Origin of the sequence: Bacillus atrophaeus (genome assembly GCF_039519175.1) — a bacterium.
Lineage (GTDB): Bacteria > Bacillota > Bacilli > Bacillales > Bacillaceae > Bacillus > Bacillus atrophaeus.
Genome location: NZ_CP154443.1, coordinates 2510767 through 2525335, shown reverse-complemented (window position 1 = coordinate 2525335; position 14569 = coordinate 2510767). Strand labels below are relative to the sequence as shown.

Sequence of the window (14569 nt, the reverse complement as noted above, 5' to 3'; positions counted from 1 at the left end):
AGAACGGTGAGGATGAAATAAAAAAGGAGATTACCCTATTCTATGAAGCGAAAACAGTATTTATTTACAGAAGAAAGAAAATGGGAATATGGAACAATCATCGTAGAAGACGGGATATGCGTCATTGAAAATGAGGAAGGCGATATGCTGCTTGCCGAAAGCCTTCCGAATGCCCCCGTTTATATTCAGCTTAACGGAGTATGGGAGAAAGCCGGCATTTCAAGCAGCTTTGCCGTGATCCGTGACGGACGGCGTATTCCGCTTTCCGGCGGGGAAAGCATCCGCTATGAAAAGTCGATTAAGCGTCCGTTAATGGCTCTTTTGGATTCGCTTGATGATGAGACCTTTCTTGCGTTTTTACAGCATTTACGTGTCTTCGGCTTATCTGTATTTGACTGTGTTTTTTCTTATAATAAAGGTTTATTTTCAGGCGGCAGTCCGGAAGAAGAAGAGGGCGTGTCCTTTTATCATTTTTCAAATGATGAAGCTCAGTGCGCTTTGCAGCATCATTACAGCAGAGGGCCCTCCTCAAACGACCGGTTTGAATGGACAGCCTCTGATGGGAAACGATCCATTATGTACTCCGCTGTTCAGCGGGACGGAACTGAATAAAAAAACAGGCGGCCGCCGAGGCTCCGCCTGTTTTTTCTATTTTTCCACAACCACTTTTACCGCTTTGCTTTCTTTTTTATCTGTATCGGCCGCCGTGACATAAAGGACGGTTCCCGCTTTTTGTTTTTTGATTTTTACAGAAAACGCTCCTTTATTATCCGCTTTCGCCGAGGCTATGACCTTTTTCGATTTATTTTTGACCTTGATTGCTGCCTTACTGTTTGCTTTTCCTTTTACTGCCGTGTCTTTCGCTTTCACTCCATTTACTTTTGGAGCGCCTGATGGTTTGCCTTTTACCACCACTGTTTTGACAGACGTTTTTGCATCACCCAATGAGGCATTGATATGCAATACTTGATCTTTTTTCTGGGTTGGAATATTAACTTTGAATTTGCCGTCTTTTCCGGCTTTTGCGCTGCCCAGCTTTTTCTTGCCGTTTTTAACTTCAACTGCCGTGCCTGCTTTTGCTGTTCCCCGGACGGCTGTCTGCGTATCTTCAAGCTTGTTGATCTTCACTTGTAAATCTACCGCGCTGACCGCCTTCATCACATTCAAACGGCCGTGGCCGGAATGCCAGTCAACGCCGGGAATATGAGGAATTTCAATCGGATCACCGTTTTCGTCATACAGTTCTTCTTCTCCGCCGTCCACACTGTCAAAGGAAATATCGTCAGCTGTACGCTTCAGAATATCCTCAACTTCATTCGGTTTCAGCTTCGGATTTTGAGAAAGTAATAGTCCGGCGGCCGCAGCAGCATATGGCGTCGCCATTGAAGTTCCGCTCATATACGTCACGTTTCCGTTCGGCACCAAGCTTGGAATATCAGAACCCGGCGCTGTGATATCCAGCCCTTTTCCATAGTTTGAGAAATCAGCCGTCATATCCATGCGGTTGCTTGCTCCGACTGACATTACATATTTAGAAGAAGCAGGATACGACAGCTCGCTTTCTCCGTCATTTCCGCTTGCCGCCGCGATCGTGACATTTTTGGATGCAGCATACTTCAACGCAAATTCAAGCACCCGGCTGTATCCCCCGCCCAGGCTCAAATTGATGACTTTTGCTCCTTTGTCAGCCGCGTATTTGATGCCGAGCGCGATTTGCTCAGTATCTCCGGCCCCGGTGGAATCGAGCACTTTAACAGGTATAATGTTTGCTTTAGCATGTAAACCCGCCATTGAATATCCATTGCCGCTTTCTGCCGCGATAATACCGGCGACATGTGTTCCATGTCCTTGATCATCCATCGCATTATTGTTTCGTCCGACGAAATTGCGTCCTAAATCCGTCCTTACCTTTCCTTCCAAATCTGAAAGGGTGCTGTCAACGCCCGTATCCACAACAGCGATCAGCGTGTCATTCAGCTTGCGTTTTGCAAGCAGGGCATTTGCCGATTCTGATTTCACGTCCGCCCCCTTCACGCCGCCGTCTTCCCCGTTATTTTTGAGCGGCCATTGATAGGAGTATTGAATATCCTTAGACAGACTTTTGTATTCCTGTACAGGTTCAGCAAACTCTACGTTGGACATTTTTGATAAAGAAGAAGCCGCGCTCTTCACTCGTTTTGCACTTGCTGTATACGACCCGTTTTGTTTTTGATCCTTCGGCAGTTCGAACGAATAGAGATTATCGAACAGTTTTTTTGCATTTTTCACGTTTTCTATATCTTTTTTCGATTGCGCGCTGGCCGTAAAGCCTTTCATTTCATTATTTACGGACTGAAGGCTCTTCTTGTCCTTCACTTTAAAGATGACTTTTCCGGTCTGAACGTTGCTTTCAGGCGCGAGCTTGTTTTCTGTTAAAAATGCTCCCGCCGTCTTTCCCTTTACTTGATTTATTTTCAATTGCTCCGCTTGTTTTTTCATGTCTTCTCTCAGGAAAGAAGGAACGGATTTTATTGCCGTTTCATACAGGCGAGTTATCGCTTTTTGATCGTTTTCCGTTATGGTATACGAAGAATCCGCGCCATTTTCAGATACATCTTTGAACATTGGCTGCAGCGTCACAAGATCCTGATATACCGCATTTCTCGTCTCTTTATTCAGAGCAAGTTTAGCGACGATGAACGGAGCTGCCTTATAATAGAGGCCGGACATCTGTTTACCTAGAGCCGTTTGATTCAGCTGATCATCACGAATGGCTCTCAGCTGCTTTAAGATGTCTTTACCTGACTTTTTCTGGTCAACACTCATTTCCACCGGACAAGACTCTTCTTCAAGGTCAGCCGGCTGAAGCTTTGTTCCTTTGTAGCTGATGGAGTACGCCGCTTCCGTGGTTTTGTCGGATTCGCCATTTTCAGCAGCAACCGCATCCCCGTCTTCAGCTTCTTCCCCGACATACTCCACCTTTATGTAGTAAGGCCCCTTCCAGGCATGAGGAATGTTGATTTCACTTTTTCCTTCTTGCGCAGTATAAGACCGGTACATATCAAAGGTTTCGTCTTTTTGCGCTTTTTCTTTGCTGGCATAAACGCTTACATTTAAAAAGGATTCACTCTTAACCGACAATGCCATATGAGAATCGTTGAAGATTTCATCTTTGCCCGGAGAGATTTGGTACCATTGAGACTGCTCCGGCTCCTTTAGCATTCCGGTTTGTTCTTTTCCATTTTCCAAAATTGAGGCATCTTCAATCGTACTGCCTGAAGCAGATACTTCTCTGAACGGCGTAAAGAGACTGATGACAAGCGTAAAGATCAAAACCGACGCCCAGAAAGAACTCACTTTTGTTCGTTTCATTTCATAACCTCCTGAAAAATTCTGATTCTTTTTGAAGAGTATCACAATTTAACAGATTCGGAAGTTATTTAAGGGGACATTTAAGGTAATTTTAAGTATTTTTGGAATTTATATAAATCTGCTAAAATATTGTACACAAGCACATCGTTTCCTGAGAGCATAAAAAAACCCGGTTAAGGATTTTGTCCCTTAACCGGATCATCTTTTAAAACAAATGAAAGCCGATCGGCAAATGCAAGCCGAGTAAAACAGTAAGAACGAGAACAATGATAAAACCGATCCACAAGCCTCCAGTTGATTTCTCTTTTTTCTTGCGGATCAGGATCATTTCCATTAAGCCGATCGTGATAATGCCGAGCAGCATTTTTCCGGCGTATTCTCCGTTAAAGTTGGCGAACCGGATAAATAGCTCAGCGCCTGTCAAAATGATGAGAATATAAAATAATCTCAGGATCATGTGAGTGATTTTGGCGCCCTTCGCACTTCCAGAAGAATAAAGCCCGTAGCTGACGAAAAGCAAAATCAACGCCACGATCCATGATGCAATATGCATGTGTGTCATACACGTTTCCCCCTATCAGATAAATATACCCCACTTATAGTACCATGAACTTGTCCCCGGCAACAAAATGAATTTCTCAAAAAGCCAGCCGGACAATCAGCCCATGCGATTTGATAAAGTCCCGATTGGTTCAATGGTAATGTCAATGCTGTCTCCCGCCTGTAAAAACTTCGGCGGGGTAAATCCTTTGCCGACACCGGACGGCGTGCCTGTCGCGATAATATCCCCTGCTTCAAGCGTCATGCCCTTCGACAGCGTTTCAATTAACTCTGCAATCGAAAAAATCATATCGCTTGTCGAGCCGGACTGGCGCAGTTCGCCGTTGACTCTCGTTTCAACCTGTAAGCACTGAGGGTCCGGAATCAATGATTTATGTACAAGCACCGGTCCCATCGGACAGGTAGAATCAAGGCTTTTGCCAATGAAAAATTGCTTATGCTTTTTTTGAAGGTCACGGGCTGTGACATCGTTAATTATCGTATATCCGAAAATGTGGTCATACGCTTCTTCCTTAGAGATATGTGTCCCGCTTTTACCGATGACGACCGCAAGCTCCCCCTCATAGTCAAGCTGTGCAGTGACTTGTGAATGGCAGTTGATCACATCGCCGTGCCCTGTGACGGTTGTCGGCGACTTTGTAAATACCATCGGATACTCGGGTATGTCTGCCTCACTCCCCATTTCAATCGCATGATCCTTATAGTTTTTCCCGATACACATCACGTTTTTAGATGGCTTAGGGATAGGCGCGTGCAGTTTCACGTCTGACAGTGAATAAATAAATGAACCAAGCTCATCATTTGGTTTTTTGGCCCATTCCGCAAGTTGGCGGGCATGCGCCACAAATTTGTCTCCTTCTGCAATGCATTCCGCAAGCGTAGTCGGAATTGTTTCAAGTTCAAACAGTTTTTTTTCAGCCTTTTGCAAATCCATAATTTTGTGATCATCAATAATCAGGCCGACAAATATTCGGTTGTATAGTTCCCCTGTCGCAAATTTCATCTTATTCCCCCATCGTCTTTATATCAAAACGCGCTATTTATTTTATTCTCTATTAAAAATGAGAAACCCTTTTTTCTCCGTCATGAGTTTAGGCAAAGAATAACGAGCTGCACAGTTTCGGGACATGCTCCTTGTACATATCATACATATGGCGTAAAGGAGGAAAGGAAAAGAATATGGAAACGATAAGTCTATATTTTCATCCGCAGCAGATACAAAGCAATGGCTCAGCAGCGGGCCTGCTCGTCTCAGAATCTGCAGCCTCACGTATTCTTATCAGAAACCGGGGCGGCCTGAATAAGAAATCTTATGTAATAGAATATGAGAACGCGTTGCACGGAAAAAGGACGATATATTTGAACGCGGAGGAGCATGATCCCTCACTTATCAGACGAAGGCTGGCCTATCACTTTTTCAGCCAAATCGGCGTTCTCTCTCCTCTTGCTTCCCATGTGTTTCTTCATATAAATGGCCGGGAAGAAGGCATTTATGTCAAAATCGAAGCGGTTGACGACCATTTCTTAAAGGAGCGCCATATGCCGTGGGGGGCGATTTACGAAGCCCGCCATACCGATCCGAGAATTCCGCTCTTTGGCACAGAGAACGGGCTTTTTAATGCGTTAAGCAATATGAACACACCCATGCATGACGCGTACTTACAAGAATTTCTTTCCTTTATTCATTCAGCGGCTGATGACGAATTTGCCGCGCGCATCAAAACATACCTTGATGTGAAGCTTTTTTACTTATGGCTGATCGGAAGCGCCTGCACCCGGCACTCATCCCATTTCGCCCTTTATTTAAACGGAGACGCCGGCCGCTTTCAAATCGTGCCGCAAGAGTCGCGAGAGCTTGTATTGAACACATTGGCAGACGATGACATGCTGCTTGCAAACGGACAAACGCTGGCTGCCAGACTGCTCGCTATTACCGCCTTTAAAGCACAGTATCACGCTCTATTAAAAAATGTGTTAACAAGGGAATTTACGATAGACCGTCTGTCTCAGAAAATCAGAGAGTGGCACCTTGACATTTGCCCGCGGATTAGCGGCGACCCATATATCAGCGGCACCTGCTCCTCATTAGAACGGGAACAGACAAAAATCTTACATGATATCGAACATCGGCAGGCCTTATTGCACCTACAGCTGGCCACACTCTAGCTGTCTCTTATCCTGGCCCGCTTTCTTTTAACATAAAATTTTGTCACATTTTTTGTCATATTGACGAAAGAAAACCTTTTATACAAAAATAGGTTATACTAACCATATCCTCCGTTTTCCAAAATAAATTCGAGAGTTGGAGACCGTCATGATGAACAGAAAAATTGAAGAAAAGAGAATGACTTTAATCGAGACAGCCCAAAAATTCGGCATGAATTCCAAAGAGGCGATTCAATGCAGCCAAGAGCTGGACAACCTCTTAAATGATGGCATTAAGCAGGACATTATTCCTTCCGAAAAGAGGGAAGACGCCAATAGGTAAGCTTCCGCCATACATATTCAAACGGACCGTAGCGGAACGTTTTAACCCATAATCTGCTGAATACCAGCTGACACGCATAAAAAATCAGCGCGATACCAATCATTTCCGCTGAAGAAAACATCCCGTAGAATCCCAGTCCGTAGCCGTAAAAAAACAGGCTTAAAAAAATCGTCTGAAACAAATATTGAGTCAGCGAGAGCCTGCCGACATAGGAAAACATGCGAAGAACAGAGCCAGCCTGCCGCTTTTTATTCCATAACAGCAGGAATCCTGATACATAGCCAAGGGCAAGAATCGGCCCTCCCGCCATCTGCTGTATGTAAATCCATGTCATATTCCAGCCAAACCACACGGGAGTAAGCTTAAGCAACAGACCGGCGGCTAACGAACACCACATCAGCACGAGCAATTCACTTTTTACACCCGCGGATATTTCTTTTTCAAACCATCCTCTTTTATAAGCATAAATACCGATAAGAAAACAAGGCACGATGATACAAGCAGAGAGCGGCAGCACCGCCACATTTTCCGTCAGCCATTCGCTGAATCGAAAAGCGGTAATGTCACCAAAGCTTCCATGCTGCAAAATCGCCGCCGTCTGATCAGGCGCACCAAGCAGATCCTGCATCTCTTCCGCCGGAACCAGCAGCATGAGAAGCATCAAAAGAGATAAAATCCCGTACGGAATACAATATAAGCACACCGCCCAAATCAATAGCACAGACTTCTTCCGTTTCAGAAAGAAAAACAGCAGAAAACCGAGGATGCCATATGTAAACAATATATCGCCAGACCACACAAAAACCGCGTGAAGGATGCCGATCGCTGTTAAAACGAGCAGTCTTCTTGTGTAAAATGCCCCAAATGAAAGCCCTTTGGCGCGGATTCTCTCATAAAACAGGATCGCCCCCGTCCCAAAAAGGAAAGAAAACAGCGGATAAAAACTTCCTTCAATTAAAATGGCAATCAGCGCTTCACACCAATAGGAAATCGTTCCAGGCATACTCTGGACGATTGTCATCGTTTGGGCTATCGGCGCTTTGAAATCAAAAATATTCACAAGAAGAATTCCTAATATACTGATTCCCCTCAGCAAATCAAGCGATACAATCCGCTCATCGGACTGCGTTGGCGCAGGACTTTGATTCATTTTTACGTTCTCCTTTATTTTTTCGCTCACAAAAATGTGCATTTGTCATAAGCTATCGTGAATAGCCCAAATGGATGTATATCCTTACTCACTTTACTTGTTTTGCCTCATTTTTACAATAAAGGATGTGCCCGTATGCCAGCGATTGTCGGAGCGTTTAAAATTAATGCAGTCGGTACGAGCGGAGTCGTTCATATCGGCGATTGCATCACCATTTCCCCCCAAAGCCAGGTCAAGACATTTGCGGGTGCGGGCAGCTTTATTACAGGAGACAATCTCACGCTTACGAATTACAAAAATACGACCAATGTGTACGATAAAGATATGGTCGATCAGCCGATCGCGGGCAATGCTTAAAGGAGTGCATGCTTCATGAACTTTTATATTAATCAGACCATCCAAATCAATTATCTGCGGGTGGAATCTGTCAGCAACTCCTCGGTGCTGCAGATCGGCAGCGCGGGCTCGATTAAATCACTTTCTAACTTATACAACACAGGCAGCTATGTTGAAGCGGCTCCGTCCCTTTCCCCTGGCGGAGCCGTAACGTCAGAGGATTCCGACTCTACTCCATTCGTGCCGCTGCAGGCGCCAAGCCGTTAATGTCTACAAATGAATGCGGGGTGTGAATAAAACATGTATGATCAATCGGTTTCATCATACTTACAAAATTTAAATTCCTTTGTTCAGCAGCAGGCTGTGAAGATCCAGCAGCTTGAAAGGGAACTTAAAGAAATCCAATCCTCAATGGAGAATATGAAACAGCGGCCTGCCACCAATATTGAACGTGTTGAATATAAATTCGACCAGTTGAAAATCGAACGGCTGGAGGGCACGCTGAATATCGGCTTAAACCCGACAGATCCGGAAGGTGTCCAGAATTTCGAGGTGAGCCAAACGCCGCCGGGCATTGGAATCATGCAGCAAGAGCAATCTGCACAGCTTATGCAGCAAATCCGGCAAAACGTCGATATGTACCTGTCAGAGGACATTACATCGGTATTAGAACAGCTTGAGAATCAGTATGAAAGCAGACTGGACGACACAAACAGGCATCATATTATTGAAGATATCAGAAAACAAATGGACAGCCGGATCCGATACTATGTATCTCATATAAAAAAAGAAGAGAATATGCCGCCTGCACAATACGCAGAGCAGATTGCAGAGCATGTGAAGCGAGATATCATCCGGGCTATTGAACACTTTATTGAACATATTCCCCCGGAAATGAAAGGTGATGATCAATCATGATGTTTACAGTCGTCAATCGAAAGCTTGAAATCGGAGATATTCGCACCGACGGGGTGTCCAGTTCTTCTTTATTTATTATCGGAGATACGGACTCTATTTATTTGTCTTCTATTTTCGATACACCGCCGGAATCACTTATTATCGGACCATTAGTTCCGCTGGCGCCTGAATAATAATGCTTAAACGATTATCACACCTCAGGTTTGCAAAAATAAACTCGATCGGGATCTCAAGTGTTTTTCAAGCCGGAGATACAAATGAAATTGATATGAATGTAAAAGTTTTCGCCGTACAACGGTATATCCCTTTGTATGAGGCAAAGGAAGGCTCCTTTAACAGAGACGAATATCAAATATTTCAGCAGCCTGCAGTGAAGCCTCTTCCGGAAACCGGTATACAGAGCGCCTTTTGTCATGAAGTCCCCTCAATTCGTGTCCGCAGCGTGAACATACAAGGGGTGTCTTCTTCCTCTGTTTTTCATATTGGGTCTGCTTCGGCGGTGTGCGGCGATGCGAGAGTCAAACATATCCGAGAGATTCCGTTCTCAAACTCACAAACGTCCCAGAGCTGACATATAATACTCTTGAGACTTCTATAGAGGGTGTCGTTTATGCCAGCAATTGTCGGGCCTATAGCTATCAATTCCATATCGGGCGGAGTCGTAAACTTTGGTGATTCCTTTTACCTTTCTCCTAAGAGTTCCTCAAAATCTGCGCTCGGTTCGGGAGCAGGAAATACAGGAGATTTCCTTATTTTAAACAACGCAGTAAACGCAACAAACTATATAGACCCCGATGTCAGCGATCAGGATATGGTTGGAAATGGATAAAAAGCAGCCACTCTGCCAAGAGGAGGCTGCTTTTTGCTATCGTTTCTTTTTTCGTTCATTTGCTTTTCTTGTTTTAACCAGCTTGGCTGCCGGCTGTTTTCTGATCCACTTCACAAATTTTGCAAGCTGCGGATCACGCCGAAGCTCTTCAATGCCGGACAGCCTGGCCGCAAGCTCCTGATTCGTGTATAAGGCATGGATCTGCTTATGGCAAGGAATACAAAGCATCGCGGTCAGCAGGAAGGTGCCGCCTTCTTCCTTCGGTGTCAGGTGGTGTTCTGTCAGCAGGACATTCTGCCGGCCGCACAGTTTACAATGTCCGACAGTCTGTTTAGGCACAGCGCAAAGCCCCCTTTTACATCAATTCAAGCGTCACCTGTGTTCCCCTTCCGCTCGGTTCAGCAGGATGAACGATGAGTTTTTTCGGAAGCCGCGAACGCAGTTCCTGCACATGGCTGATCACGCCGACTGACAGGTTGTCCGACTGAAGCTTCTCCAAAGCGGTAACGACCGTATCCAGCAAGTCTTGGTCCAGTGTGCCAAATCCTTCATCAAGGAAGAAAAATTGCAGCGGATACTCACCTCGAAGCTGGATTTGTGCAGACAGCGCAAGTGCTAGTGAAAGCGAGGTGAGAAAGGTTTCCCCTCCCGACAAGCTCGAAACGGGACGCTTGACCCCTCCGTTTGCATCGTCACGCATCACAAAACCGCCTTCTGAATCGACTTCTATTGCATACCGCTGCCGCGTCAGCACGCCAAGCCGCGCGGATGCGTCTCTTGCAACGCTTTCGAGCTGTTCCTCCGCTAAAAATTCGACAAAGGTATTTCCTTTAAATACAGATTGCAGCTTATCCAGCCTGTCAATGTGTGTCTGCCATTTTTTCAGTTCGGCTTCAATTTCTTTAAATCGTTTGTGATGATCACGCATCACAGCAAGAGCTTTGCCGGCCGCGCCCCTTTCTTCCATGGCGGCGCCAAACATGTCCTCGGCTTCTTTAAGCGCTGCGACAGTTTCATTCCATTCGTTTTCGGTTACATGTCTTCCGTCCAGTTTATCGGTGACACGCTTTAAGTTTGCTGCGTTTTGTTTCATTTTATCCATATATTGGTCAATTTCATTTTTCATGTTCTCAAGCTCGTCTGACGGAATCAAGCTTCGTTCTATTTGTTCCGGCTGATCGAAAGAGGTATCTTTGGCGTATGTCAGCCATACGGTCTCGGCTTTGGACAGCCTTTCTTTCGCTTCTTGGTGTGAGAGCTCGCTTCCGTTTGCCCGCCCCTTTGCCTGATTGAGCGTCATCTGGGCATTTTTCAAGCTTTCATAAAGGATATGTTCTTTCTCTTTTAAAAGCTTTAATTCCTGTTCTACGGCTCGGAGATTCGTTTGCACCGATTGTTCTTTTACATGCTCGCCCAGCTCTTTTTGGTACTCTAAAATGGCGCCGCTGATGCGTTCGGTCTCATAGTGAAGCTCCAGCCGTTTCCGTTCGAGTCGATGGATAAGATCCTGAAGTCTCTCTTTTTCCGATTCATGCTCCTTTAAAAACGCAATGCTTCGCTCAATTCTGTTCTCACATTCCTCGGCAGCGCGATCTTTTTCCTCGATAGCCTGCTGCCAAGTTTCCACTTGATCCGGATGCAGGTCTTTGCATGTTTCCGAGAACGTTTTTTGCTGGTTGTGCAAAGAGGTTTGGAGTTCATCTAATGCCTGGCTGATGCGGGCGGCCTCTTTTTCCTCGTAGCTGATTCGCTCATTGAGCTGTTCCGCCTGTCTTGACGCCTCTTGATATGCGCCGAGCATTCGGGTGATCTGCGTCTTGACAGACAATATATCCTGTTTTATTTGTTTCCATTCTATGTTAACGGCATGGAATGCTTCTGTAAGCGGGCTGTCTTCATGAGAAGCAGCAGGCTCAAGGGTTTGGTTTTGAACCGTCTGTAAAAACGGGCATTCCTCGATGAAACGCGCCGATTGCTCCTCAAGTGTGATTTTCGCAGAAAGAATATCCTGCGCAAGGACCGCTGCGTCTGTTATTAGAACTTCTGTCTGAGCGATGCTTTCCTCAATATTTGCAGCAGGTATATAGGTTTCATGTGCTGATGCGGCCGGATCATGCTGAGTTGAACCGCAAACAGGGCAAGGCTTTCCGTTGATAAGCTTTTCCGATAATTCTTTCGTTAACGCTGCCGTCCGCGCTTCCTCGCGCTGGGTGTGAAGCATTTTTTGCGTCTGTCTCGCGCGTTCGGCCGTTCGAGCCAGTGACCGTTCTGTTTCGCACACCATATCATATACAGCCTGTACCGTCTGATAGGCTTGAATGATATTTTCTTCCTCTGTTTTGGCTTTTAGCGCGAGCTTCTCTTTTTCTGAATTCATGTCATGCAAGGTGCGAGTTACCGCGTGATTTCGCGCGTTTTCTTTTTCGATCAGGCCTTCTGTCTGCTTCATGTGTAAGACAAGTTCGGCCGCTTTCTGGCAGTTCTTTCGTTCTTGGGCAGTCACCTGCACGGCTTTCAGCTGTTCTTTTAGCTCAGCCTGTCTGTTTTGTCCGCGTGCGAGCCGGTCTTTTACCGTTTCTGCTTCCTTGACGGCGGCTTGGCAGGATTCTTCCTTTTTCTTAAGCTCCGCTTTTGTTCGTTCTGCCTCTTGCTTCGCCTCTGTCAGTTTGATTTCGATTTTTTGAAGCCGTGTGAGCTGCTCCTGCCGCTTGACAAGCTCGGGTTCTTTTTCGCTTTTGTGCCGGCGCCAGTCTTCGTACTCTTTATTCTTTTGGTCAAATGAGCTGCTGCTCTTCGTGAATTCCTCATTCGCAAGCTCTTTTTCACGGGCGGTGTCTTTTTCGTGTCGGATGGCTTCTATATAGCCTTCCGCATAAGGCTTTAAGGCGGCGGCGGTTTCCCCTTCTGAAAGCCGGGTGCGCATAGCGTCCACACGCGGCTGTTCCTCTTGAAGACGCTTTTGTTCCTCCTCATAAACCCCTTTTTCCTTCTGAAGATTCCAGATATCCTGATGCTCTGTATACCGCTCTTTTTCTTGCTCTCTTTTCTTCCTCATACCTTCAAGTCGCTCTTCGGCCTCATGAAGCGCCTGTTCAGCTTGCTCAAGCGCTTCAGCCCCGGCTTCTCCAAGCCCAGACTGCTCGGCAAGCATTTCATTTTTTTTCGAATTGGCTTCCTGCACCTGGCGTCTCAGTTTTTTTACGAGCCTGTCGCCGTACTGCTCAAGGTTGAATAAGCGCTGAAGCATATGCCGGCGTTCTGCGCCTTTTAGAGAAAGGAATTCTGCAAACTTTCCTTGCGGCAGAACGACCGCCCGGGTGAAATCGTCGATTGTCAATCCAAGAAGTTCCTCGACCTTTTTATTCACTTCATTCGCTTTGTCGGCGAGTACGGTTTGTTCATCCTTTATCTCGATAAAACGGCAGAGAGCTGTTTTCACCTTTGTCTCATCTGTTCTTTTGAAGACACGCTCTACTTTGTACGAGGTTTGATGATTTGATTGGAGCGCGAAGGTAAAGGAGACGGAAAGCTGGTCTTCCGCGTGGTTTAAAATGCCGTGCGTATTATTCGCCGCCCGCTCGACCTTCCCGTAAAGAGCAAGTGTCATCGCATCGAGAATCGAGGATTTTCCGCTTCCCGTCGGTCCGAAAATGCCGAAAACCCCGGCGCCTGAAAGACCGTCAAAATCAATGGTCTGCTCCTCTCTAAAGCTGTGGAGCCCTTTTATCGTTAATGCGATCGGCTTCATCTTGCTTCCTCCTCATCATCCGCTCCTGATGCAAGCTCTAAAAACAGCTTCACCATTTCCTCATCCGGCACAGCGCCGCCTGTCTGTTTTTCATAAAATTTCTTAAACCGGTCTTCAATAGATGCATGTTCAATTTCAATTGGCTCGGCTGCCGTGTCTTTCTCTTCGAAAATCGGACGGATATGAATAAATCCGGGATGTGATTTTCGCAAACGGTGGATTTCCTCCAGTGATAGCTGATCAGTCACTCGTATTTCAAGATCAATCCAAGCGTTGGTATCACGCCCTTCTTCCAGCCAGCTATAGACCTCGCTCAGCCCGTTTGCCGCTTTCCACTTCACAAGTGGTTTGCCGCTTGATAAGAAAATCTCTTTCCAAGAAGCTTTCCCGGCCGGACCGGCTTCCACGACAGTCACCGATTTGGCGTAGCCCGCTTCAGAAAAGCTGTATGCAAGCGGTGATCCTGAATAACGCGCCAGCGTCTTTGCCCGCTTAATCGTCTGCGGACGGTGAAGATGGCCAAGCGCCACATAAGCTGCGTCTGCCGGAAGGCTTTCAGCCGCAACCGTATAAGCTCCGCCCACTTCAATCGGCCGTTCAGAATCCGTCTGATTTCCGCCGGCAACGTACAGATGGCTTGCCGCTATTTTGACAGCGCCTTTTTGGCATTGCCTGCTCATATGTTCAAACGCCTGTCTGATTTTGATGTCATAATGGTCACGGAGAAGTTTTTCCTCAAAGGTATCAGACAGAACTTCGTTTAATCTCGCTTCAGACGGATAAGCAAGCGCCGCAACAGCTAAAAGCTCATCTGCGGACGGCACTTCGATATGAACCGGCTCTGTCTTCGGATAGCCGATCAAATGGATGCCGTGCTCTGTCGTCAGCGGTGAAGCGGCTGACAAACGGTCTGGATTATCATGGTTTCCGGCAATCACAACAACCGGGCGTTTTCCGCTGTCTGAAAGAGCGGAAAGACTTTCATAAAACAGCTGCTCGGCAAGGGCCGGCGGATTTACCGTGTCAAACGCGTCACCCGCCATGACTACCGCGTCAATTTTTTCTTCTTTTACAATCCTGTTCAGCTCTTCTAAAAATTCCGCCTGCTCATTTAGGCGGCTTCTTCCTTCAAGTGTTTTTCCCAAATGCCAATCAGCCGTATGTAAAATCCGCAAAAGGCCTCACCTC

General features: G+C 46.2%; 16 protein-coding genes. 9 read left to right on the top strand and 7 right to left on the bottom strand.

Translation table 11 applies throughout. The features are described from left to right. The first annotated feature begins 42 nt into the window (after window positions 1–42). Entirely contained in the window at window positions 43–612 is a 570-nt protein-coding gene (locus AAHT65_RS12685; RefSeq protein ID WP_106271926.1) for a DUF2777 domain-containing protein, read from the top strand. Window positions 613–648: 36 nt separating this feature from the next. Here the strand turns inward: AAHT65_RS12685 and AAHT65_RS12680 are convergent, their stop codons facing one another. The 3 genes from AAHT65_RS12680 to AAHT65_RS12670 all read right to left on the bottom strand — a co-directional run bounded on the left by AAHT65_RS12680 (window position 649) and on the right by AAHT65_RS12670 (window position 4915). Further along, window positions 649–3351 (bottom strand): S8 family peptidase, encoded by a 2703-nt coding sequence (locus AAHT65_RS12680; RefSeq protein WP_343310312.1) that lies wholly within the window; start codon window positions 3349–3351, stop codon window positions 649–651. 205 nt (window positions 3352–3556) lie between these two features. Beyond that, window positions 3557–3913, bottom strand: coding sequence for a YisL family protein (locus AAHT65_RS12675; RefSeq protein ID WP_003327665.1), 357 nt, complete (start codon window positions 3911–3913; stop codon window positions 3557–3559). Window positions 3914–4009: 96 nt separating this feature from the next. Beyond that, on the bottom strand, window positions 4010–4915 hold the full coding sequence (locus AAHT65_RS12670; RefSeq protein ID WP_258728969.1) for a fumarylacetoacetate hydrolase family protein: 906 nt from the start codon (window positions 4913–4915) through the stop codon (window positions 4010–4012). Window positions 4916–5091: 176 nt separating this feature from the next. On the opposite strand from AAHT65_RS12670, the gene AAHT65_RS12665 reads away from it, so the two are divergent. After that, window positions 5092–6078, top strand: coding sequence for a CotH kinase family protein (locus tag AAHT65_RS12665; protein WP_343310311.1), 987 nt, complete (start codon window positions 5092–5094; stop codon window positions 6076–6078). A gap of 151 nt (window positions 6079–6229) precedes the next feature. Next, a complete protein-coding gene (locus tag AAHT65_RS12660; RefSeq protein ID WP_003327668.1) occupies window positions 6230–6400 on the top strand; it encodes an aspartyl-phosphate phosphatase Spo0E family protein in 171 nt (56 codons plus the stop codon). Here the strand turns inward: AAHT65_RS12660 and AAHT65_RS12655 are convergent. Beyond that, entirely contained in the window at window positions 6363–7550 is a 1188-nt protein-coding gene (locus AAHT65_RS12655; RefSeq protein WP_343310310.1) for a DUF418 domain-containing protein, read from the bottom strand. The two genes, AAHT65_RS12660 and AAHT65_RS12655, sit on opposite strands and share 38 nt — an antisense overlap. Window positions 7551–7685: 135 nt before the next feature. On the opposite strand from AAHT65_RS12655, the gene AAHT65_RS12650 reads away from it, so the two are divergent. Genes AAHT65_RS12650 through AAHT65_RS12625 form a run of 6 tightly spaced genes read left to right on the top strand, consistent with a single transcriptional unit; the run spans window position 7686 to window position 9633 of the window. Then, the gene (locus tag AAHT65_RS12650; RefSeq protein WP_003327671.1) at window positions 7686–7907 is read left to right on the top strand and encodes a spore germination protein; all 222 of its coding nucleotides are present in this window, start codon (window positions 7686–7688) and stop codon (window positions 7905–7907) included. A gap of 15 nt (window positions 7908–7922) precedes the next feature. Further along, a complete protein-coding gene (locus AAHT65_RS12645) occupies window positions 7923–8153 on the top strand; it encodes a spore germination protein GerPB (protein WP_003327672.1) in 231 nt (76 codons plus the stop codon). 33 nt (window positions 8154–8186) lie between these two features. Beyond that, window positions 8187–8804: a spore germination protein GerPC gene (locus AAHT65_RS12640; protein ID WP_343310309.1), complete on the top strand. Its 618-nt coding sequence runs from the start codon at window positions 8187–8189 to the stop codon at window positions 8802–8804. Then, window positions 8801–8977, top strand: coding sequence for a spore gernimation protein GerPD (locus AAHT65_RS12635; protein ID WP_088116884.1), 177 nt, complete (start codon window positions 8801–8803; stop codon window positions 8975–8977). Before AAHT65_RS12640 ends, AAHT65_RS12635 begins: the two co-directional genes overlap by 4 nt. 2 nt (window positions 8978–8979) lie before the next feature. After that, window positions 8980–9375, top strand: a complete 396-nt coding sequence (locus tag AAHT65_RS12630) for a spore germination protein GerPE (protein WP_010788171.1) — start codon at window positions 8980–8982, stop codon at window positions 9373–9375. 39 nt (window positions 9376–9414) lie between these two features. After that, window positions 9415–9633, top strand: a complete 219-nt coding sequence (locus tag AAHT65_RS12625; protein WP_003327676.1) for a spore germination protein — start codon at window positions 9415–9417, stop codon at window positions 9631–9633. 36 nt (window positions 9634–9669) lie between these two features. Here AAHT65_RS12625 and AAHT65_RS12620 read toward each other — a convergent pair whose 3' ends face one another. Genes AAHT65_RS12620 through sbcD form a run of 3 tightly spaced genes read right to left on the bottom strand, consistent with a single transcriptional unit; the run spans window position 9670 to window position 14556 of the window. After that, window positions 9670–9972, bottom strand: a complete 303-nt coding sequence (locus AAHT65_RS12620) for an HNH endonuclease (protein ID WP_258728964.1) — start codon at window positions 9970–9972, stop codon at window positions 9670–9672. A 16-nt stretch (window positions 9973–9988) separates the two neighbouring features. Beyond that, window positions 9989–13381, bottom strand: a complete 3393-nt coding sequence (sbcC, locus tag AAHT65_RS12615; RefSeq protein WP_343310308.1) for an exonuclease subunit SbcC — start codon at window positions 13379–13381, stop codon at window positions 9989–9991. Continuing rightward, the gene (gene sbcD / locus AAHT65_RS12610) at window positions 13378–14556 is read right to left on the bottom strand and encodes an exonuclease subunit SbcD (protein ID WP_343310307.1); all 1179 of its coding nucleotides are present in this window, start codon (window positions 14554–14556) and stop codon (window positions 13378–13380) included. The genes sbcC and sbcD overlap by 4 nt, the downstream gene beginning before the upstream one ends. Window positions 14557–14569: the final 13 nt, after the last annotated feature.

What these genes read in the sequence shown, in the direction of transcription:
- AAHT65_RS12685 (WP_106271926.1), top strand. Translation starts at nt 43, where the DNA reads ATGAAGCGAAAACAGTATTTATTTACAGAAGAAAGAAAATGGGAATAT.
- AAHT65_RS12680 (WP_343310312.1), bottom strand. Translation starts at nt 3,351, where the DNA reads ATGAAACGAACAAAAGTGAGTTCTTTCTGGGCGTCGGTTTTGATCTTT.
- AAHT65_RS12675 (WP_003327665.1), bottom strand. Translation starts at nt 3,913, where the DNA reads ATGACACACATGCATATTGCATCATGGATCGTGGCGTTGATTTTGCTT.
- AAHT65_RS12670 (WP_258728969.1), bottom strand. Translation starts at nt 4,915, where the DNA reads ATGAAATTTGCGACAGGGGAACTATACAACCGAATATTTGTCGGCCTG.
- AAHT65_RS12665 (WP_343310311.1), top strand. Translation starts at nt 5,092, where the DNA reads ATGGAAACGATAAGTCTATATTTTCATCCGCAGCAGATACAAAGCAAT.
- AAHT65_RS12660 (WP_003327668.1), top strand. Translation starts at nt 6,230, where the DNA reads ATGAACAGAAAAATTGAAGAAAAGAGAATGACTTTAATCGAGACAGCC.
- AAHT65_RS12655 (WP_343310310.1), bottom strand. Translation starts at nt 7,550, where the DNA reads ATGAATCAAAGTCCTGCGCCAACGCAGTCCGATGAGCGGATTGTATCG.
- AAHT65_RS12650 (WP_003327671.1), top strand. Translation starts at nt 7,686, where the DNA reads ATGCCAGCGATTGTCGGAGCGTTTAAAATTAATGCAGTCGGTACGAGC.
- AAHT65_RS12645 (WP_003327672.1), top strand. Translation starts at nt 7,923, where the DNA reads ATGAACTTTTATATTAATCAGACCATCCAAATCAATTATCTGCGGGTG.
- AAHT65_RS12640 (WP_343310309.1), top strand. Translation starts at nt 8,187, where the DNA reads ATGTATGATCAATCGGTTTCATCATACTTACAAAATTTAAATTCCTTT.
- AAHT65_RS12635 (WP_088116884.1), top strand. Translation starts at nt 8,801, where the DNA reads ATGATGTTTACAGTCGTCAATCGAAAGCTTGAAATCGGAGATATTCGC.
- AAHT65_RS12630 (WP_010788171.1), top strand. Translation starts at nt 8,980, where the DNA reads ATGCTTAAACGATTATCACACCTCAGGTTTGCAAAAATAAACTCGATC.
- AAHT65_RS12625 (WP_003327676.1), top strand. Translation starts at nt 9,415, where the DNA reads ATGCCAGCAATTGTCGGGCCTATAGCTATCAATTCCATATCGGGCGGA.
- sbcC (WP_343310308.1), bottom strand. Translation starts at nt 13,381, where the DNA reads ATGAAGCCGATCGCATTAACGATAAAAGGGCTCCACAGCTTTAGAGAG.